The organism is Streptomyces sp. NPDC054757 (genome assembly GCF_053612185.1).
This window is the reverse complement of the sequence record NZ_JBSHBW010000003.1, coordinates 304,405-325,131: the sequence shown is the minus strand read 5'-3', so window position 1 is coordinate 325,131 and position 20,727 is coordinate 304,405. Positions and strand designations below refer to the sequence as shown.

General features: G+C 68.5%; 15 protein-coding genes and 1 pseudogene. 9 read left to right on the top strand and 7 right to left on the bottom strand.

Annotated features, from left to right (window positions below):
- Positions 1-177 precede the first annotated feature (177 nt).
- The 3 genes from ACWGKJ_RS06580 to ACWGKJ_RS06570 all read right to left on the bottom strand — a co-directional run bounded on the left by ACWGKJ_RS06580 (position 178) and on the right by ACWGKJ_RS06570 (position 3,528).
- Positions 178-1,404 carry a beta-ketoacyl-[acyl-carrier-protein] synthase family protein gene (locus ACWGKJ_RS06580; protein ID WP_385023574.1) on the bottom strand — a complete coding sequence of 409 codons (1,227 nt, stop codon included), beginning with the start codon at positions 1,402-1,404 and terminating at the stop codon, positions 178-180.
- Positions 1,401-1,538, bottom strand: coding sequence for a hypothetical protein (locus ACWGKJ_RS06575; protein ID WP_385023572.1), 138 nt, complete (start codon positions 1,536-1,538; stop codon positions 1,401-1,403). Before ACWGKJ_RS06575 ends, ACWGKJ_RS06580 begins: the two co-directional genes overlap by 4 nt.
- A 712-nt stretch (positions 1,539-2,250) precedes the next feature.
- The gene (locus tag ACWGKJ_RS06570) at positions 2,251-3,528 is read right to left on the bottom strand and encodes a multidrug effflux MFS transporter (protein WP_385023570.1); all 1,278 of its coding nucleotides are present in this window, start codon (positions 3,526-3,528) and stop codon (positions 2,251-2,253) included.
- Positions 3,529-3,583: 55 nt separating this feature from the next.
- Here ACWGKJ_RS06570 and ACWGKJ_RS06565 point away from each other — a divergent pair, with 55 nt between their 5' ends.
- The 5 genes from ACWGKJ_RS06565 (at position 3,584) to ACWGKJ_RS06545 (ending at position 7,590) form a co-directional block, all read left to right on the top strand.
- A complete protein-coding gene (locus ACWGKJ_RS06565) occupies positions 3,584-4,582 on the top strand; it encodes a Gfo/Idh/MocA family protein (protein WP_385023568.1) in 999 nt (332 codons plus the stop codon).
- Between the two features lie 121 nt (positions 4,583-4,703).
- Positions 4,704-5,546: an SDR family oxidoreductase gene (locus ACWGKJ_RS06560; protein WP_385023566.1), complete on the top strand. Its 843-nt coding sequence runs from the start codon at positions 4,704-4,706 to the stop codon at positions 5,544-5,546.
- A 165-nt stretch (positions 5,547-5,711) separates the two neighbouring features.
- Positions 5,712-6,170, top strand: coding sequence for a lamin tail domain-containing protein (locus ACWGKJ_RS06555; RefSeq protein WP_385023564.1), 459 nt, complete (start codon positions 5,712-5,714; stop codon positions 6,168-6,170).
- A 91-nt stretch (positions 6,171-6,261) separates the two neighbouring features.
- Complete coding sequence (locus ACWGKJ_RS06550; RefSeq protein ID WP_385023562.1) at positions 6,262-6,588, top strand: MazG-like family protein; 327 nt, start codon at positions 6,262-6,264, stop codon at positions 6,586-6,588.
- A gap of 114 nt (positions 6,589-6,702) precedes the next feature.
- Positions 6,703-7,590 (top strand): PhzF family phenazine biosynthesis protein, encoded by an 888-nt coding sequence (locus ACWGKJ_RS06545; RefSeq protein ID WP_385023560.1) that lies wholly within the window; start codon positions 6,703-6,705, stop codon positions 7,588-7,590.
- Between the two features lie 146 nt (positions 7,591-7,736).
- Here ACWGKJ_RS06545 and ACWGKJ_RS06540 read toward each other — a convergent pair whose 3' ends face one another.
- Positions 7,737-8,876, bottom strand: a complete 1,140-nt coding sequence (locus ACWGKJ_RS06540) for a D-alanyl-D-alanine carboxypeptidase family protein (protein WP_385023558.1) — start codon at positions 8,874-8,876, stop codon at positions 7,737-7,739.
- A gap of 431 nt (positions 8,877-9,307) precedes the next feature.
- Here ACWGKJ_RS06540 and ACWGKJ_RS06535 point away from each other — a divergent pair, with 431 nt between their 5' ends.
- Together ACWGKJ_RS06535 and ACWGKJ_RS06530 are read left to right on the top strand one after the other, a co-directional pair.
- Positions 9,308-9,592: a DUF3311 domain-containing protein gene (locus tag ACWGKJ_RS06535; protein WP_385023556.1), complete on the top strand. Its 285-nt coding sequence runs from the start codon at positions 9,308-9,310 to the stop codon at positions 9,590-9,592.
- A complete protein-coding gene (locus tag ACWGKJ_RS06530) occupies positions 9,589-11,082 on the top strand; it encodes a sodium:solute symporter family protein (protein WP_385023554.1) in 1,494 nt (497 codons plus the stop codon). The genes ACWGKJ_RS06535 and ACWGKJ_RS06530 overlap by 4 nt, the downstream gene beginning before the upstream one ends.
- A gap of 266 nt (positions 11,083-11,348) precedes the next feature.
- Here the strand turns inward: ACWGKJ_RS06530 and ACWGKJ_RS06525 are convergent, their stop codons facing one another.
- Entirely contained in the window at positions 11,349-12,851 is a 1,503-nt protein-coding gene (locus ACWGKJ_RS06525; protein ID WP_385023552.1) for a SulP family inorganic anion transporter, read from the bottom strand.
- 332 nt (positions 12,852-13,183) lie between these two features.
- Between ACWGKJ_RS06525 and ACWGKJ_RS06520 the strand changes: the two genes are divergently transcribed.
- Both ACWGKJ_RS06520 and ACWGKJ_RS06515 read left to right on the top strand, forming a co-directional pair.
- Entirely contained in the window at positions 13,184-13,573 is a 390-nt protein-coding gene (locus ACWGKJ_RS06520) for a MerR family transcriptional regulator (protein ID WP_385023620.1), read from the top strand.
- A gap of 76 nt (positions 13,574-13,649) precedes the next feature.
- A pseudogene (locus ACWGKJ_RS06515) lies at positions 13,650-14,022 on the top strand (tyrosine-type recombinase/integrase); the annotation flags it as partial.
- Positions 14,023-14,072: 50 nt separating this feature from the next.
- On the opposite strand, the gene ACWGKJ_RS06510 reads toward ACWGKJ_RS06515, so the two are convergent.
- Together ACWGKJ_RS06510 and ACWGKJ_RS06505 are read right to left on the bottom strand one after the other, a co-directional pair.
- Positions 14,073-14,411, bottom strand: a complete 339-nt coding sequence (locus ACWGKJ_RS06510; RefSeq protein WP_385023548.1) for a hypothetical protein — start codon at positions 14,409-14,411, stop codon at positions 14,073-14,075.
- The gene (locus ACWGKJ_RS06505; RefSeq protein WP_453315679.1) at positions 14,401-20,526 is read right to left on the bottom strand and encodes a polymorphic toxin-type HINT domain-containing protein; all 6,126 of its coding nucleotides are present in this window, start codon (positions 20,524-20,526) and stop codon (positions 14,401-14,403) included. The genes ACWGKJ_RS06510 and ACWGKJ_RS06505 overlap by 11 nt, the downstream gene beginning before the upstream one ends.
- Positions 20,527-20,727 lie beyond the last annotated feature (201 nt).

Genomic DNA, 20,727 nt, shown 5'->3' with positions numbered 1-20,727 from the left:
CTCAGCAGCCGCATATACCTCAGCCGTCTTTGCTGCTTCAGCCGTCTCTGCTGTCTCAGCCGTCTCTGCTGCCTCAGCCGCCTCTGCTGCCTCAGCCGCCTCTGCTGCCTCCGTCGCTTCTGCTGTACCGGGCGAGGTCGGCGCGGACGGCGCGGACAACGTCTCCATGGCCATGGGTCATTCCCCCCGCTGGAAGGCCAGCACCACGTTGTGCCCGCCGAAGCCGAAGGAGTGGCTGACGGCCCGCTCCACGGACTCGCCGCGCGCCTGCTTGGTCACACAGTTCAGGTCGAACTCCACGGCTGGAGCGTCCAGATTGGCGATCGGCGGGATGACGCCCTCCTCCAGGGTCAGTACGGTCAGCGCGGCCTCGATCGCCCCGGCTGCCGCGAGCGAGTGCCCGAGGACGCCCTTGGCCGAGGTCACCGGTGGCCAGTGCGGGAACACCCGCGAGATCACTTCGGCCTCCATCGCGTCGTTGAGCGGTGTGGAGGTGCCGTGTGCGTTGACGTGGCCGACATCATGCGGGCTCCAGCCCGCGTCGCGCAGCGCCTCTTCGACGGCCGCCTGCGCACAGCGGCCCGCCGGGTCGGGGGCGGTCGGATGGTGGGCGTCGGTGGTGGCGCCCACCCCGGCCAGGAGCGCCCGCGCCCGGTGTCCCCGGGCCGCCGCGTCGGTGGCCCGCTCCAGGACCAGCACCCCGGCGCCCTCGGCGATCACGAATCCGTCCCGGTCCCCGGCGAACGGCCGGGACGCCCCCGCCGGGTCGTCACAGCGCCGCGAGACCGCGCCCATCTGCGCGAAACCGGAGACCACGAGCGGCTGAAGCACCGACTCCGCTCCTCCGGCCACCACCACGTCGCACTGCCCGGAGGCCAGCAGATCGCGGGCGACGGCGATGGCCGTGGCGCCGGACGCGCAGGCGGTGACGGGGGCCAGACTCGGCCCGTGCGCCGACAGCGCGATGGCAACCTCACCCGCGGCCGCGTTGGGGATCATCATCGGCACCAGCAGCGGGGAGACCGCGCCGGGCCCTTCGGCGTCCAGCCGCAGAACGTTGTCGGCGAGTACGGAGACACCTCCGACGCCGACACCGATCACCACCCCCACCCGGGTGGGGTCCCAGCCTGCGGGATCGAGCCCGGCGTCGGCGACGGCCTGCCGGGCGGCGATCAGCGCCAGTTTCACGAAGCGGTGCATACGCCAGGTCTTACGGCCGCCGACCGCCGCGTCCAGATCGACACCGTCCACCGGGCAGCCGAAGTCGACGGGCAGGCCCCGCAGTTCGGGCAGCCGGCGAGCGGTGGGCCGGCCCGCGCACACCTCTTCCCAGGTCTCGGCCGTACCGGCCCCGCCCGGGGTGATCATCCCCAGTCCGGTCACGGCGATCTCGGGTGTCCTCATGAGAGCTCCTCGAAGAGTGCGCCCGCGGCGGGCCGCACGGCGGGGGTACGGGAAGCGGCGGCGGCATCGGCGACGGTCACGGCTCCGGCGACAGGCTCGGATCCGGCGGTACGCACAGCTCCGGCGGCGGGCACGGATCGGGCGGTACGCACAGCTCCGGCGGCGGGCGCGGCCCGGGTGGTGGGCGCGAACCGGACAGCGGGCACAGCGGGCGCGGCCCGGACAGCGGGCGCGGCCCGGACAGCGGGCGCGGCCCGGACAGCGGGCGCGATCCGGACAGCGGGCACAGCGGGCCCGACCGGAGAATCCGTAGGCGCGACGTCCGCGCCCCAGTGCGCGGGTAACACGCCGTCGGCCCCGCTCCACGGCGGCACCCACCCAGCCACCGGCTCGACCACCGACTCGACCAGAGCCACCCCGTCCCCCCTCGTTCGTAAGCTCTCCGCGGCAGCAGAACGGCGTACGGGGGTGAAGGGTTTCGCACCACGGGGCCGAACGGGTGGCCCTTGGTCATTTGTTCGAAGAGAGTGCCGGTACCGCGATGACCTGCGACGCTGCGGTACGGGACCTGCCGGGCGACGGGAGCGGCCGACCTCGGCGCCGCCGGGACGGCCGGCCGGTCACCGGGCGCCCGGCTGCCGCATCCGCCCGGCCGATCGGCCAGGCGGCCCTGTCCGCTCCGCTAAGGGCTGTCCCGTAATCCCTGGTGGATCAGCGCGCGGCGTCAGATGCGGTGCATCGAAAGGCGGAGGGGCGTCCGCATACTGGTTGTATTCGGGAGTTCCGACAACGCGGCGAGGCGCCGTAGCTGTCGTCGTGCGCCCGCCAGGGATTACGGGACAGCCCTCAGCCGGCGACCGTCACCGCCGGCGCCCTGCGCTGCCACGGACGGCACAGCGCCAGGAAGCAGGTCATCGCACCCACTCCGCACACCAGCTGGACCACGGCCATCGGGGCGGCCGTGGCCTCGCCCGCGATGCCGACCAGCGGGGACGTCACCGCGCCGAGCAGGAAGGTGGAGGTGCCGAGCAGCGCCGAGGCGGACCCCGCGGCGTGCGGGGTGCGCATCAGGGCCTGGGCGTTGGTGTTCGGCATGGCCAGGCCCATCGCGGACATCAGGACGAAGAGCCCCGCGGCGATCGGGAAGAGGCCGACATGGCCGAAGACGCCGGACGTCATCAGCAGCAGAGCGGTGGCGGCGAGCGTGATGACGCTCAGCCCGAAGCCGAGGGCCTTGTCCAGACTGACCCGGCCGACGAGCAGCTTGCCGTTGATCTGGCCGACGGCGACCAGACCGACCGAGTTGAGCCCGAAGAGCAGGCTGAAGGTCTGCGGCGACGCGCCGTAGATGTCCTGCACCACGAAGGGGGACGCACTGATGTACGCGAAGAGCGCCCCGAAGGCGAGACCACCGGCGATCAGATAACCGGTGAAGACCCGGTCGGCGAGGAGCGAGCGCATCGTCCGCAGGGCGTGCCCGACACCGCCGGTGTGCCGCCGCTCGGGCGGCAGGGTCTCGTGCAGCCACTTCCACACCACGAGCGTCAGAAGCGTGCCGACCACGGTGAGCAGCACGAAGACCCCGCGCCAGTCGGTGATCTGGAGGATCTGGCCGCCGATGAGCGGGGCGACGATCGGGGCGACCCCGGAGATCAGCATCAGCGTGGAGAAGAACCGGGCCATCTCCATGCCGTCGTAGAGGTCACGCACCACCGCGCGGGCGATCACGATGCCCGCGGCCCCCGCGAGACCCTGCAACAGCCGGAAGCCGATGAGCAGTTCGACGCTGGGCGCGAAGGCGCAGACCGCGGTGGCCGCGACGTACACGGCCATGCCGATGAGCAGCGGCCGGCGCCGTCCCCACTTGTCGCTCATCGGGCCGACGACGAGCTGTCCGAGCGCCATACCGATCAGGCAGGCGGTGAGGGTGAGCTGGACGGTGGCGGCGGGCGAATGCAGCGCGTCCGTGACCTCGGGCAGCGCGGGAAGATACATGTCCATCGAGAGCGCGGGCAGCGCGGTGAGCCCGCCGAGGACGAGGGTGACCAGGATTCCGGTGGTGCGGGCGACGGCAGGGGCGGGGAGCCCGGTGCGTATGTGCTCCGGGGCAGAGGTCTTCGGCATGGCCTCTATGCTCTCAGCTCACAGGGTGTGGTAAAGACGATTTACGGGAGCCGTGATGGAGAAGACTGTGCGCTGGGGTGTGCTCGCCACGGGTGGCATAGCCGCCGCCTTCACCGCTGACCTGCAAGGACTCCCCGGCGCCGAGGTGGTCGCCGTGGGGTCGAGGACGCTCGCGTCCGCGAAGGGATTCGCCGGTCGCTTCGGTGTCCCGCGCGCCCATGGCAGCTGGGCGGAGCTGGCGGCCGACCCGGAGGTCGATGTCGTGTACGTGGCGACGCCGCACTCCGCTCACCGGGCCGCCGCCGGGCTCTGCCTGGAGGCGGGGCGCGCGGTGCTGTGCGAGAAGGCGTTCACGCTGAACGCGCGGGAGGCCACCGAGCTGGCAGATCTCGCCCGTGCCCGCGGCAGCTTCCTGATGGAGGCGATGTGGATGTACTGCAACCCGCTCGTGCGCCGACTGACGGAGCTCGTACGGGACGGGGCGATCGGCGAGATCCGTACCGTACAGGCGGACTTCGGCCTCGCCGGGCCGTTCGGCGCGGGCCACCGGCTGCTCGACCCGGCGCAGGGCGGCGGGGCGCTCCTCGACCTCGGTGTCTACCCGGTCTCGTTCGCGCAGCTGCTGCTCGGCGAGCCCGACCGGGTACGGGCCGACGCGGTGCTCTCGTCGGCGGGCGTCGACCTGGACACCTCGGTGCTGCTGGGCTGGGAGAGCGGGGCGACCGCGCTGCTGAACTGTTCGGTGACCGCGGACACCCCGCGCACCGCGGCGGTGACGGGGACCGGGGGCCGGATCGAGGTCCCGCGCGGCTTCTTCGCCCCGGAACGGTTCGTCCTGCACCGGGACGGCCGGGAGCCCGAGGAGTTCACCGCCGGACAGTACGGCAGCGGGCTGCACGGTATGCAGGACGAGGCGGCCGAGGTGATGCGCGCCCTGCGCGCGGGCGAGACCGAGTCCCCGCTGGTGCCGCTGGACGGCACGCTCGCGGTGATGCGGACGCTCGACGCGGTACGGGAGCGGACGGGCGTCCGGTATCCGGCGGACCCGGCGTAGCGGTCACGCCGTAGCGGACACGGCGTAGCGGACACGCCGTAGCGGACACGGCGTAGCGGACACGGCACAGGGGCGGCACCGGAGATCGTTCCGGGTCAGTCCTGTCGTAATCTGCGCCCCCATGAACACCTCTCGGACGAACACCTCCCGGACGAACACCCCTCGGACGAACGCCTCTCGGACGCAGACAGCCCGGACGCAGACGTCCCGGACACCGCCCTCCCGGAAAACGGCGGTGGTCACGGGCGCGGGCTCGGGCATCGGCCGCAGTGTCGCCCGCACCCTGGCGGACGCCGGCTGGTCGGTCGCGCTGGCCGGACGCCGTACGGAGAAGCTGGCCGCGACGGCCGCGCTCACCGGGGGCGAGACCTTCCCCGTGACGGCGGACGTCACATCCCCCGACGAGGTGGGCGCGCTCTTCGACGCGGTGCGGGAGCGCTGGGGGCGGCTGGACCTGCTCTTCAACAACGCGGGCATCTCGGGCCCCGGCGGGGTGCCGGTGGAGGAGCTTCCGTACGAGGCGTGGCGACAGGTCGTCGACACCAATCTGACGGGTTCGTTCCTGTGCGCACAGGCCGCCTTCCGGCTCATGAAGGAGCAGGATCCGCAGGGCGGCCGGATCATCAACAACGGCTCCGTCTCGGCGCACGCCCCGCGCCCGGACTCGATCGCGTACACCGCGACGAAGCACGCCCTGACGGGCCTCACCAAGTCCCTCTCGCTGGACGGCCGTCCGTACCGCATCGCCTGCGGACAGATCGATATCGGCAACGCCGCCACGGACATGACCGAGCGGATGAGCAGCGGCATCAGACAGGCCAGCGGTGAGGTGCTGGCCGAGCCGGTGATGGACGTGGCGGATGTGGCGCGCACCGTGCTGCACATGGCGGGGCTGCCGCTGGGGGCGAATGTGCAGTTCGCGACGGTGATGGCGACGGCGATGCCGTACGTGGGGCGCGGCTGAGGCGAGGGGGCGGCACGGCGAGGGGTGCGGCTGAGGCGAGGGGGCCGACGTAGTGGGCAGTCGGCGGGGTCTGCTGTTGAGGCAAAGGGGCCACGGCCGCCGCTACTGCCCTCTACACTCCACTACTTCAAGGCTTCTTCACACTTTCCACACCAGGAGCGCACCTTGCGCATACGTTCCACGGCCCCCGCCGCCCTGCTCGTCGCCGCCCTCGCGGGGACGCTGCTCGCCACCGCGCCGAGCGCGTCGGCGGCCACCTCGCCCGTACAGATCAGCAAGGTCCAGTACGACTCGCCGGGCAAGGACACCCGGAGCAACAAGAGCCTCAACGGCGAGTGGGTGCGGCTCCAGAACCGGAGCAGGTCCACCGTCAGCATCAAGGGCTGGAAGGTGACCGACGCGAGCCGGCACAGCTACACCTTCGGCAGCGTCACCCTCAAGCGGAACCAGTCGGTGACCGTCTACACCGGCAAGGGCAAGAACACGACCGCCTCCAAGTACCAGGGCCGCGGCGCGTATGTCTGGAACAACGACCGTGACACGGCGACGCTGACCGACTCCCACGGCAAGAAGAAGGACAGCGTCTCGTGGTCGCACCCCGGCAAGGGGTACATCACCAGCTGAGTATCCGGGCTGAATATCCGGGCTGAGTATCCGGGCTGAATATCCGGGCTGAGTACCCGGGCGCAGGCACCGGCGTGGCAGGGTGCTGTTCATGGACGAACACGCCTGGACCACCGTCGCCCAACTCCGTGCCTGGCTGGACGAGTCCGCCTCCCGGCCGCCTCAGGAGCAGACCCTGCTCAGGATCCTCAAGCTCTCCGAGGAGGTCGGTGAGGTGGCCCAGGCGGTCATCGGCGCCACCGGCCAGAACCCGCGCAAGGGCGCTTCGCACAGCTGGCAGGACGTGGAGGCCGAGCTCTGCGATGTGATCGTGACGGCGATGGTGGCGCTGCGCACCCTGACCCCGGACGCGGCCGACGTCTTCGCCGGCCATCTGGAGCGGGTCGCGGCGCGCTCCCTGAACCGGCCCGCTCCCTGAAACGGCCGGCCCCCTGAACCGGCCCACCGGCCCGCTCCCTGAACCGGCCGGACCCCTGAACCGGCCGGGCCCCGCCGGGGAATGACCCCCGCGCCCCGGCGGTTGGCGACGGACATGACGCCAACCGCACAGCACCGCACCGGAGTACTCCGCTACACCGCGTTCTCCACCGACCCCGCAGGGGGCAATCCGGCCGGGGTCGTACTGGACGCCACCGGTCTCGACGACGCGGAGCAGCTCGCGATCGCCGCGGAGCTCGGATACAGCGAGACCGCGTTCCTGACCGCGCCGCCGGAAGGGCTTGGCGGGGAGCCCGGACGGGCCTTCACCGTCCGGTACTTCAGCCCGAAGGCCGAGGTCTCGTTCTGCGGGCACGCGACCGTCGCCACCGCCATCGCCTTCGCCGAGCGGCACGGCCCCGGGGATCTCCTGCTCGCCACCCGCGCGGGCACGGTCCCGGTGACGGTGGCCGAGGAGGACGGCGCGCTGCGGGCGACCCTGACGAGCGTCGAACCGGCCGTACTCGACGTGGACGGGCACGACGTCGAGGAAGCCCTCGGCGCCCTGGGCTGGCAGGCATCCGACCTCGACCCGGCCCTCCCGCCCCGTATCGGCTACGCGGGCGCGCGCCATCTGGTGCTGGCCGCCGCGACCCGGTCCCGGCTGGCGGACCTCGCGTACGACTTCGACCGGCTGGCCGCGTTCATGCGCACCCTGGACCTGACCACGCTCCAGCTGGTGTGGCGGGAGTCGGAGACGGTCTTCCATGTCCGCGACCCGTTCCCGGTGGGCGGTGTGGTCGAGGACCCGGTGACCGGGGCCGCGGCGGCGGCGTTCGGGGCGTACGCGCGTGAACTGGGCCTCGTCGCGGAGGACGCGGTGCTCACCCTCCACCAGGGTACGGACATGGGCCGCCCCGGCGAGCTGACGGTCACCCTGCGGGCGGACGACGCACGGGTACGGGTCAGCGGCACGGGCACCCGTATCGCGGAGGGCGACTGAGAGCGACTGAGGGCGGTTGAGCAGAACCAAGAGGAGCTGAGGGGAACTGGGGGGAACTGGGGGGGAACTGGGACGGAACCGAGGGGGACGGGCGCGGGGGCGGAAACCTGCCGCCGCCCCCGCACTCGTCCCCTACCGGCGACCGCTCAGTGCTTGCGCCTGCGGCGCGGCTTGCGGTTGCGCAGGGCCACCGTGCCGACGGCGAGCAGCGCCGCCGCCCCGCCGCCCGCGCCGAAAAGCGGCCAGGACGACGAGGAGCCGCCGGAGCCAGTCCCCGCCGCGTTCGGTCCCGGCGCCGGGGAGGGGGCCGCCGAGGGCCGGCCGCCCTCGCTGACCGGGTCGACCAGCTTGCCGACCGGGGTGACCCGGCCCGCGGCCCGGAAGCCCCAGTCGAGGAGCGCCGACGTGTCCTTGTAGACCTGGTCGTACCCGGTCACCGGATGCATGACGGTGACCAGCAGGGTGCGGCCGTCCCGGGTGGCGGCGCCGGTGAAGGTGTTGCCGGCGTGCGTGGTGTAGCCGTTCTTGACGCCGATCATGCCCTTGTACTCGCCGAGCAGCCGGTCGGTGTTCTGGATCTGGAACTTCTTGCCGCCCCGGGCCGGGAACTCGGCGAGCCGGGTGGCGCAGTACTGCCGAAAGTCGTCGTTCCGCAGCCCGTGCCTGGCGAACAGCGACAGGTCGTACGCCGAGGACACCTGCCCGGGGTGGTCGTATCCGTCCGGGCTGACGACATGGGTGTCCAGCGCCTGGAGATCGACGGCCTTGGCCGCCATCTCGCGCACGGTGGCGGGCACTCCGCCGTTCAGGGCGCTCAGCACATGGACGGCGTCGTTGCCGGAGCGCAGGAAGACCCCGTGCCACAACTGGTCGACGGTGTACGACGTCCCGGCCTCGACACCCACCAGACTGCTGCCTTCCGGTATGCCCGCGAGATCGGCGGCGGTGACCCGGTGTTTCTGCTTCTTCTCGAACTTGGGGAGCACGGTGTCCGCGAAGAGCATCTTCAGCGTGGAGGCGGGCGGCAGCCGGTGATGCGCGCGGTAGGCGGCCAGCACCTCCCCGCTCTCGCAGTCCGCGACAAGCCACGACTTGGCATCGGCACGCGGCAGGGCGGGCGCGCCGCTCATCCGCCGCACCTGTACTCCGTCGAGGCCGAGCCGCTCACCCCCCACGGCGGTGGCGGCCGAAGCCGGGGCGGCCCCGGTGGCGAGAAGAGCGGCGGGCACGGCAGCGGCGGCAAGGCCGAGCACTGCGCGCCGGGAGGGCGAAGCGTCGCTGGTCACGGAGGGATCGTACGAACCGGGGCTGTGCGGGGGTGCGCCGGGGGTGCGGATCACCCGAAATGAGTCAACCGGGCGGGAGGGGACGGGCGACCGCACGCCACGGTTCGACAGGGCGAAGCCCGCCGCGATTCGACAGACGGCGGCTGCCGAACGCCGAGGACAACGACGTCGTCCTCGCCGCCTGAGCCGTGTCCGTGAGCGGCCGGGGAACGGTCCGCCCCTCCGCGCAGGAGCGGACCACCGGCAGTGGGGGTCACACAGGCCAAACCCCCTTCCACTAGCAGGAGTTCAACGGAATGTTGAATTCCGTCCGGTGGCGGCCGAAGCCTTGACAGGGTTCCGGGACCGACGGCTACGCTCATCCCCGGAAAGTAAATTCCGCATAGTGGAATAACAACACACCACTACCCCGGGACTACCCCATGCCCCCTGTGCCCAAGCCCCGTCCGGCGGGCGGCGCCCTGCTCCCCCTCATCGGAACGATCCCCTTCATCGGGATCCTCGGCGGAATCTGGTTCGCCGACCGAGTGAGGCCCTACGTCCTCGGAATGCCCTTCATCCTCTTCTGGATCGTCCTGTGGGTGGCCCTGATCTCGGTGGTCATGGCCGTGATCTACAGACTCGACCCCCGCAACCTCGATGCCCGGAGTCTGGATGCCCGCAGCCTCGATGCCGGCAGCCTCGATGCCCGCAACAGCGAGGAGGACCCGGCATGACCGCCCTCGTCGTCATCCTCGGCTTCCTCCTGGTCGCCATCTGCCTCGGCCTCCAGGCCCGCCGCGGCAAGGACATGGACCTCGAAGAATGGTCCGTCGGCGGCCGCAGCTTCGGAACGACCTTCGTCTTCCTGCTGCTCGCCGGCGAGATCTACACCACCTTCACCTTCCTCGGCGCCTCCGGCTGGGCGTACGGAAAGGGCGGCCCCGCCCTCTACATCCTGTGCTACGGCGCGCTGGCGTACGTGATGTCGTACTGGCTGCTCCCGTCGATCTGGCGTTACGCCAAGGAGCACCGCCTCGTCTCCCAGTCCGACTTCTTCGCCAGGAAGTTCGACAGCCCGCTGCTCGGCGCCCTGGTGGCCCTGGTCGGTGTGGTGGCGATGGTGCCGTACCTGGTCCTCCAGCTGACCGGGATGGGGATCATCGTCTCCGAGGCCTCGTACGGGCATATCTCCAAGACCCTCGCGGTGATCATCGGTACGGTCGCCCTGACCGTGTACGTGACCATCTCCGGCATCCACGGCTCGGCCTGGACCGCGGTGCTCAAGGACGTACTGATCCTCTCGGTCGTCCTGTTCCTCGGTATCTACCTGCCGCTGCACTACGCGGGCGGGGTCGGCCACATGTTCCACGCCATCGACACGGCGAAGCCGGGTTTCCTGACCCTCCAGCACAGCGGGCTCAGTCCGTCGTGGTTCGTCTCGACGGTCCTGCTTTCGACGCTGGGCTTCTATATGTGGCCGCACTCGTTCAGCGCCTCGTACAGCGCGCAGAACGAGCGGGTGTTCCGCCGGAACGCCATCTTCATGCCCCTCTACCAACTCGTCCTGCTCTTCGTCTTCCTGGCCGGATTCGCCGCCCTGCTCGCGGTACCCGGCCTGAAGGGCGCCGACGCCGATCTGTCACTGCTGCGGATCACGGTCAAGTCCTTCGACCCGTGGTTCGTGGGGGTCGTCGGCGGTGCGGGCGTACTCACCGCACTCGTACCCGGCTCGCTGCTCCTGCTGACATCCGCGACCTGCCTGGCCAAGAACGTCTACAAGCTCGTCCGTCCGGGAACGACGGAGGAGTCGGTGGGCCGGCTGGCCAAGCTGCTGGTGCCCGTACTGGCGCTGATCGCGCTCTTCTTCACCTTCAACGGCGGCAGCAGCATCGTCAACCTGATGCTCATGGGCTACTCCCTGGTGACCCAGCTCTTCCCTGCGCTGCTGGTCAGCCTGGCGCCGCGCAGGCTGGTCAGCAAACAGGGCGCGGCCGCGGGCATCATCGTGGGCGTCCTGGTCGTCGGGGTGGTGACGGTCACCGGGGCCACTGTCGGCAGCCTGCTGCCGGGGCTGCCGCAGGCGGTCAAGGACCTCAACGTCGGCGTCGTCGCGCTCCTGGTCAACGCGCTGGTGATGTTCGCGGTCTCGGCTCTCACCCGCACCGCGGGGAGCGGCGCGCCCGCGAAGGCCGCACCGCGGGACGGTCTTCCGGCGGCTCGCTGACCTCAACTCGCGTGTTGGGGATGCCTGTTCAGCAGGCCACAGGGCTCGGGTTACGGGTTACGGGATACGGGTTACGGGATACGGGTTACGAGGATCGGCGGCCCTGTGCAGGACCCGGCAGGCGATGAAGGCGATGCCGGCCGCGTCGTCAGCGTCGGCCGGGTCATCGAGCAAGCCGGAGAGTTGGTCACGGTGGGCTTCCAGTCCGGCCGGGCGGCCCGATGAGCCACAGACGCCAGGCACTCACACGGAGGACGGCAGCGGATTCAGTGGCTCCCGGTCAGCTCCCCGCTGAGGCTTCCGTGCATTCTGGCGCTGTCCTCGTTGAGACCGACGATCTCCACGGTCTTTCCGCGGCCGGCGTACGCGAGAGTGATCGCGTCCAGCGCGGCGACGGACGAGGCGTCCCAGACATGGGCGCCGGTGAGATCGATGACGACCCTGCCCGGATCGCCCGCGTAGTCGAACCGGGCGGCCAGTTCGCTGGAGGAGGCGAAGAACAGCTCGCCGGTGACCGCGTACACGACGCTCTCGCCGTCCGGATCGGTGACGGCCGTGACCTGGGTCAGCCGGGCGACCCGGCGAGCGAAGATCGCCATGGCGGTGAGGGTGCCGACGACGACGCCGATGGACAGGTTGCTGGTGGCGACGACGACCGCGACGGTGATGACCATCACCGCGGTCTCGCCGACCGGCATCCGCTTGAGAGTGGCGGGTTTGACGGAGTGCCAGTCGAAGGTACCGACGGAGACAAGCACCATCACGGCCACGAGGGCGGCCATCGGAATGTCGGACACGACCGGCCCCAGCACGATGCACAGAATCAGCAGGAAGAACCCGGCGAGGAACGTGGAAAGGCGGGTACGGGCACCGTTCTTGACGTTGATCATCGTCTGTCCGATCATCGCGCAGCCGCCCATACCGCCGAAGAACCCGGTGACGATGTTGGCGATGCCCTGGCCGATGGCCTCGCGGGTCTTGTTGGAGCGGGTGTCGGTGATCTCGTCCACGAGCTTGGCGGTCATCAGCGTCTCCATCAGCCCGACCAGCGCCATCGCCAGCGCATAGGGCGCGATGACGGTGAGGGTGTGGACGCTGAACGGCACATCCGGCAGCCCCGGTACGGGGAGGGACGAGGGGAGCCTGCCCTTGTCGCCCACGGTGGGCACCGCGATCCCGGCCGCGACCGTGATCACGGTGAGGATCACGATCGACACCAGCGGTGCGGGCACGGCCCTGGTCAGACGGGGGAAGAACACCATCAACGCCAGACCGGCGACGACGAGCGGATAGACCTGCCAGGGGACGCCGTGGAGGTTGGGAATCTGCGCGGTGAACAGCAGGATGCCCAGCGCGTTGACGAAGCCGACCATCACCGAACGCGGCACGAACCGCATCAGCCTGGCCACCCCGAGCGAGCCCAGCACGATCTGGAAGACCCCGGCGAGGATCACGGTCGCGATGAGATAACCCAGGCCGTACTGACGGGCGACGGGAGCGACGACCAGGGCGACGGCGCCGGTCGAGGCCGAGATCATCGCCGGACGGCCACCGGCGAACGCGATGACCATCGCCATCGTGCAGGCGGCGAAGAGCCCCACCTTCGGGTCGACACCGGCGATGACGGAGAACGAGATCGCTTCCGGAATCAGCGCCAGGCCGACGACCAGCCCGGCCAGCACTTCCACGCGGAAGACCTTGGGCGACAGCCAGGGAGGCCGCGGCAGGCCGCGCAGGCGCACGGGCAGGGATGAGGGGAGAGTCTGCAAGACCGGAGGACCTGTCGTGCTCGGGCGCGGCCGGCAGGCGGCCGTGCGGTGGAACGCGCAGGGCCGGGACGGCGGTGCGCGGATCGCCCGCCGGAGCAGGGCGGAAGTCCGGGACAACGGAGCGGCGCCGCACAGCACTTCGCAGAGGGCGCCCGCACACTGTGGGACGGGGCGGCGCGAGCCACCCCAGGATCAACACAGCCACCGACAACTCTACCCTGACGTTAGAGTAGAGATACGGGCAGCCCTACGGGCTGGGCGCCCCAGGCAAGAGAAGGGCCGGGAACACGGTCGTGGACAGAGACAGCAGGGACAAGAAGGGCAGCAGGCGCATGCAGATCGGCGAGGTCGCCGAACGGACCGAGCTCTCCCTGCGGACCATCCGGCACTACGAGGAAACCGGCCTGGTCATCCCTTCCGCCCGCTCCCAGGGCGGCTTCCGCCTCTACACCGAGACCGACGTCACCCGCCTGATGGTCATCCGCCGCATGAAGCCGCTCGGCTTCACCCTGGAAGAGATGCGCGACCTCCTGGACGCCACGGACCGCCTGGACGCGGACGACCAGCCCCCCGGCCAGGATCGCGAGGCACTCCTGGACCGCGTCAGGTCCTACGAACAGACCGCCACCCAGAAGATCCAGGATCTACGGGTCCAGCTGACCAGGGCCGAGGACTTCGCCGCCACCCTCCGCTCCCGGCTGGAGGGCCGGGGGCTTTCCTGACGGTGGCCTTTCCGGCTGTGAAGGGGGTGCCTACCTGGGCCGACGCCGCCGGCCCCGGCATCTGGAACCCCTCACCGCAGACGCCACGTGGCAGCACAACGGGAACGCGTTCACGACTCCGCAGGGTCAGGCCGGTCGACCCGACCAACCTCACCCGCACCTTCACCGCACTCCTGCGCAAGGCCGCCCTTCGCCGCATCCGCGTCCACGACCTCCGCCACTCGACCGCCGCCCTGCACCTAGAACAGGGCGTCGAACTCGTCGTGATCAAGGAACTCCTCGGCCACGCCCACATCGGCTTCACCGCCACCGTCTACGCCCACGTACGTCTCCACCTCCAGCGCCAGGCCATCGACACCCTCGGGGCATCCTCAGCCAGACCGACGCCCCGGACGACCCGCCCACCGCAGCCGTTGCCGTCAAAACCCGGGATGCCCCTTTCCCCGTAACCCGGGGAAAGGGGCATCCCGTTTCGCTCCGCAGGAGCCTCTAGGGTGATTTATTCGTCATTCAGGAGTTGCAAAACTCCTTCAGGTCCACCTGAATCGATAATCCCCTTGAAGGAATCCAGCATCGCTGCCAGACCGCCCTCCGGAATGATCACGAGGTCGGAACACTGGAAGTACGCACCGCTGGCGCATTCTCCAGTCTCCTTCCATCGGTTCATCACTTGTTCGATAGCCCGTAGCGTCATGAACGTGGCGCTCCATCGCGTCCCATCGGGGAGGCTGATTTCTGCGTCAACGTTCTCAACGGTTTCTTTGCTGTCCTCCGCACCCAACATGAAGAGGGCGCTGAACTGTTGGTTCTCTACGCGGTAGAGAGAGTCACTGACCATAGAGCTGGTTCAGCCTCGCAATCACCTTGGACTCGTTTGCCTTATCGGATTTCCCAACGACCTGAATCCCCCCGTCAACGTTCCGGAAGAACAGGCGACCGCCGTTCCGCCCTCGCGCGTAGGTGACATCCGTTCCAGACAATGCCTTGCTCCCGAGACCCGGATTCATATTTCCGCGTGACAGCTGCTGGAACAGGCTATCCAGGTCGGCCTGAACCTTCTGGTTCTTCCCCGCCTGCTGTGCAGCCTTCGCCAGAGACGAGTCCCCGCCAATCGCGGAAGACATCGTGGTGCAGCCGCCGGAATTATGAACGAGGATCGGAGTGGTCCCCGCCAGCACATAGTACGTGTGGATCTCATCCACAGTCAGGTTGTACGTCCGAGCGTGCTTCGTGAAGGCCTTGTTCGCCGTGACGATGACGGTGGAGCCATCATCGCTCCGTAGCGTCATACCGGGAGCAAGGTCTCCAGCCTCCACCCATGCTCGCTCCGACGGAGACCAGAACGGGTGCTCATCCGTGGCCGTGATCGAGTCGATTCCGTCTTTGGTCGCGACGGATATCTTGTTGAAGAATTTGTCGCCGTTGGTTCTGATCAGACGTGTCACCTTGCGGGAGCGGCTCTTCCCGGTGGCGGGGTCGGTCGCCCGGACCTTGTCGCCCACCTTTACGTCCTCGATGTCCTTGGTCGAGCCGTCGGCCATGAGGACGTCAGTGCCGGCGAGGAAGCATTTGCAGTGTTCTGCGACCTTCGCCGCTTTGCTCAGCTTCTCCAGCTTGGCCAGCTTCGCGGCCTTACCGATGGGCAGGTCCGCAAGCAACCAGCCACATTCCGGGGTCACTTCACTGGCGCACTTGGCGGCCAGCTTGGTATCGACAACCAGAAAATCGAACGTGTCCCGCAAGATTTTCAGATACCGGTTCTTACCTTCGGGCAGTACCCCATAGAAGATGCCTGCGTCATTGACCGTGGTGTACCGCTTGGCCACGACTTTTCCGTTTACGTAATGGCGTTGAGTGACAACCGTGCTCCCGTCGCCCCGGGAGTGCATCCCTGTGGTGGAAAGATGCTGGGACCACACTCCGGAGTCGTTGACCGTGAAGTGTTCCCTTGTGCCGTCCGAGCAGATTCCGGCGGGTCCACATGCACCAATGGGTCTGCGCCCATCCGGATCGCTCTTCGTAACCGGGTTGTTGTTGCCGTAGGCGTAGCCGTTCATCTGCTGCGGGTCGGTCAGATCCATGACCGGGTCGACGGAGAGGAAACGACCGGTGGCGGGGTCGTATTCGCGAGCGCCGAGGTGCTGGAGACCGGTGGTCTCCGTGTCGTCGGTGCCTCCGACGAAACCCTTCGTCCCCGGCCAGTCCTTGGGCGCGGTACCGCGCGCACCGCCGAAGGGAGTGGTGCGGCGTTGCTGGATGGCAAGGTTCGCAGCGTCGACGGCGAGCTGGCCGGTCCCCTGGTGGTCCGGGATGGTGTAGGAGAAAGTGCGGTCGTCGTTCTGGACGGCCGTGTTGCCGCCGCCGAGGTCGGTGTAGCGAGTGGCTTTGGGTTTGTCGGCGCCCTTGGCGAGGGTGACTTCGGTCCCACCCAGGTACAGAGTGGCTTCGGTGGGCGTGCGCGCGATGAGCCGGTTGCCGTCCGGATCGTACAGATACTGGGTGGTTCTGCCGCCCTCGGTCACGGATGCGAGATGGCCCTCGGAGTCCCACGTCAGGGTCTGGCCAGGACGGGATTTGGTGTTACCGGCCTGGTCATAGGTGTACTTGTCCGTGGCGGTGCCGGCGGGGCCCGAAGTGGTCACGGAGCCGAGGCTGTGGGCCTGCGACGTACCTGCGGGCGGATAGGTGTAGTCGCGCTTGGTGTCCTTGCCCGTCCGGTGAGCCGGGTCGTGGTCGGTCTCGGCGGTGCGGTTACCGGTCAGGTCGTAGCTGTAGCTCTGCCAGTAAGGGGCAGCTCCTCCGATCGCGGCTGTGCCGGGGGTGTCGGTGCAGGCAGTTGTGGCCTGGGTCCAGGCGTCCGTGAGACGGCCCAGATAGTCATAGCCGTAACACTGGTTGTCGGTGCCGGTGCGGGAGGTGTCTGCAATGGAGGTGACGTTGCCGACGTCGTCGTAGTGGTACACCGCGCTGCGGTCGATCCCCGGTTGCTCCATCCGGGAGACCACGGAGGAAGCGAGACGACGAGTCCCCCATTCGTAGCCGTTCTTGATCTCGGTGGACCGGGCACTTCCGACCAGGCCAAGAGTCACTGTGTCGGCCAGTCCGATATGCGTGTAGGTGGTCTTGCCGGACATCCCGTCAGTGGTGACGCCCGTCTGCCACAGCGTGGTGTCGTCGTAGCTGTAGACAGTTGTTCCTCCCGGCAGGGCCCCCACCGGGGAGGAGGATGTGCCGCCCACCAGGCCTGAGGTTTTGTAGCTCGTGCCGGACTGATAGGTGCCGGCCAGTTTCCCTTCCGCCGCCGGGATGACGACCGCGGTTCTGTACGGGCGGCTGAGTGAGTCGTAGGCCGTCACCTTCGAGGTGTACGGCCGTCCGTTGTCGTAACGGATCGATTCAGCCGGGAGCCCCTTCCCGCCCGGCACCGTGTCGTACGTCCACTTCGCCCGCAGCGTGCCGTCGGGGGCTCCCTCATGCAGTTCGGTCTTGCGGCCCTGATTGTCATAGGCGGTGTAGAGGAGTACGCCGCGGCTGTCCTTGATGTGTTCGACCTGGCCACGGTCGTCGTAGAACGTCTCGGTGGCGCCCTTGTCCGGGTCGACGGCCTTGGTCTGGCGGCCCATCTGGTCGTACGTGTATGTCCAGATGTTCTTCGCCGGGTCGGTGACCGAGGAAAGAGCCCCACGCAGATCGTAGGTGTAGCGGGTCGTGTCCACCGCGGCGCCGAGTGCGCGCTGATGCAGTGTCTGCAGTTGGGTCGTGCGGCCCCGGGCGTCGGTCACCGTGGTGGTCGCGGTGCCCCCCGCCGGGGGTATGACCGTGGTGCGGTCGCCCCCGTACACCGTTCTGGTGGTGTTGAGAACTGCTCCGCCGTCCCCGTTGCCCGCGATCTGCTTGCTCTCGACGGTTCGTCCGAGACCGTCGTATTCCGTGCGGGTCTGGGACTCCACCGAGAGGGCGTTGTCAGGCTGGAAGATCTTCTTGGAGGGAGCGCCCGTGGTGAAGTACGGGGCGAACGTCTTGCTACTGAGGCCTCGTTCGTCGTAGAAGACGTCGCTGACGATGCTGCCGCCGTCCGGACCTGGTTCCTGGGTCTGCCGTTCGCGCAGCAGGCCGTCGTAAAGGGTGTAGGACGGAGGCGTCTGTCCGTCGCTATTGTTGACCTTGCGTGTACCCACGACTGTGGGCTGACCGTCTGCGATTTGGTATGTGAACTGATAGCTCGGGACCCTGGTCGTGGAGCGGTCCGGCTCCCACACATCGGTAGTGCGCCCCAAGGCGTCGTACCGCGTCTGCGAGGTGTTGCCGTTGGGGTCCGTCTCCTTGACCACCTGGCCTCTGGCCGGATCAAGTTCCTGAACGGTCGTGAGGCTTGTGGTGCTGTCACCGACCTTCGCAGGCGGAGTGGTGGTCCTGACCTCGGACGCCCGACCGGTTGCCGGACTGTAGGCGGTCGTGGTCACACGGCCGTCGCCGCGCGCAGTACGCACCGGGGCTGACGACCCGTCGACGATCACATTGGCGGCCAGGTCGTTGACCGTCAGCGGGCGGCCGTAGGAGTCGTAGGTGGTGTCCGCCTCCAGATACGTGGCCTTGACCCCGGTGTGGCTCTTCAGCGTGGCCGTCGCGGTGGCGTCGCCCTTGGTCGGTTCAGCGGCGTAGGCGGCACCGTCGTAGGCCGTACGGACGTCCGAGATGACGTCCTTGGCGCGGTCGGGTGTCTGTGTGCAGGCTTTCGCGACGGTTTCGACGCGATCGACGGCGCCGAGTATGTTCGCCGTCGCGTTGGTGGCATAGGTGGTACGGCTGCACTGATCGTCGGCTGCCGTAGCGGTGTCTCCGAGATCGTTCACCTCGGTCACCCGGCCGGCGACGGTGTCGTGTGCCGTCTCGGTCCTCGTGGTACGCCAGGTGGCCCCCACCCCGTCATCCAGGGATGTCCAGGTACGCGCCTCGGCGGTTCCGACGAAGTCAGCGGTGACTGTGCCCCAGTCACGGACCTTCTTTGCGGTTTCGTGCTGCCAGGGACGGCTCACGGACTTCGTGAGGATCTTGCCGCCCGGTTTGTCGTAGGTGGCTGATTTGTAGGAGAAGCCCGCGAGTGCCGCGTGGTCCGTGATCGCGTCGCCCTCGCCGGATCCCAGGGCAACGCTCACCGACTTGGTACCACCGCTCTTGTCCTTGCGGTCGCCATCCATGCCACGCAGGAAGTAGCTGTCCTTCTGCGACTTCATGGCACCGATGCCACCGCTCTGGACGCTGACCTGCCCGTAGCCACGCCACTGCGACCAGGTGCGGTACTTCTCCTTGGTCAGGCCGTCGTCGTCCGTGTAGTGCCAGGCGGCCGGGCCCTGGTAGGAGTACCGGGTGATCTGGTCGGGCGCGCCACCGGTGCGGTCCGACACCGTGACAGCTGTGGTTACGTACTTGTTGAACCACTGCACGTCCGTTGCGTCGCCTGTCTGGTCCTGGTCCAGGTACTGGGGGAAGCAGCGGGTGGTGTTGGTCTCGGGCTTGGGGAGGGCCTTCCAGTCGCACACGGCATCGGAGTAGTTGACGTCGGTGCGGCTGCCGGTCTCTCCGTCGATGCTCGTCAGCCGGTCCTTGATGAAGGGGGCGTAACCGTCGCCGGTCTTGTCGAGTCTGTTGGCCAGTTGCGCGTAGGCGAACGTGGTCTTCGGCAGAGTCACCTGGGGTGTGGCCGACAGACCCGTGTGCTGCACGCTCTCCAGGAGCAGCTGGTAGTCCGTGTCGGCCATGCCCCACCGGTGGCTGAACGCCCAGGAGTCGGTCTTGTCGAAGCCGCCGGCCGTATTGAGGACCTGTGTCGTGATTCCGGTCAGGCGCTTGCGGGTCCAGAACGTCGGCGAGTAGCGGCCCTTGTCGCACTTCGCTCCGGAGTCACAGTTGAGATCCCAGGGCGTGTCGTACCAATAGAACGCCTTGTCGTTGATCGTCGAAGCGGCACAGGTCACGCCGGACTCCGGCAGGCAGCGCTCGGCGCTGGTGAACAGCGCCTGGGCCAAGGGCTTGTCGGCGAATATGCGATTCGACTTCAGACCGTAGTCGATACGTGTCAGGTAACCACCCCGCGTGTAGCGGGTGTTGTCGTCGTCCTTCAGGTTGCGGCCGTAGGAGTTCGCCTCCTTCGCATAGTGGTAGGCCATGGCGTTGCCGTGGGTGTCCACGACATAGTCCAGGTTCCAGCGCCATGCCTGCTGGCACCAGGACGAGGCGAAGGTGTCCTGGTGACAGGGCTCATCCGCGTTGTTGCCGAATACGGGGACGTTGAAGGTCGAGTTGGTCTCTTCCTTGCCCGTGGCCCAGCCAGGGAGCCTGTTGTAACCGAAGTAGTAGCGGACGCCACTGGGGTCGGTCAGTCTCCAGTACTCGCCGTCGGCGTCCCCGTTGGCCCGTGCCGTCGAACGCAGGCGGGCGATACGGGTTCCGTCATCCTGCTTGAGTTTGAACTCGTCCTTGCCAACGGGTACGAGTTCCCCTCCCTTGCCGTTGAAGCTGAGGAAAGCGTTGTCGTACGACCAGCACAAGTCGCCTGGCTTGCTGCCGTCCGCGTTTTTCACCCCGTCGTCGGAACAGGGCTTGTAGCGACGCTCGATGGAACCGGTACCGAGCTCGAAACCGTCTCCGGCCCAGGCCCCCTGATTGTTGGTGTTGGTAGTGCGGCCGTCGATCGATCCGGAGGAGTAGGAGAGCTTGAGATCGGGCTGGAGGTCGCCGGGAGTGTCCGGGACGTCAAAGTCGTAGGACCAGTTGAAGTCACCCGAGTTCAGACTGGTGGACCAGGAGCCCGAATCCGACAGGGACGTGGCCTTGTAGTCCCCCTTGTCCCCCGCCGGGGCCGCGGCGGCGGCGAGTACCGTCGGACCACTGTGCCCCAGAGTCATCGCGGAGGCAGTGAGGGTGTGCGCCGTCGTGTCGTTCTCGGCCCCCAACGACACCGCTGTACGGCACGCCCGCTTGTCCGGACTCGTGAGAAGACATGCCGGATACCGTACGAGCCGAAGTCGGGACGAATAGGCGCCGCCGTAAGCACCGGAGAACGCGTCATAGTCCACCGAGACGGATACACGTGCCCCCTCTGCCGCCCCCTTCTCGGGCGCCAGTGTGAACAACAGCCCGTCGACACCTGCTTT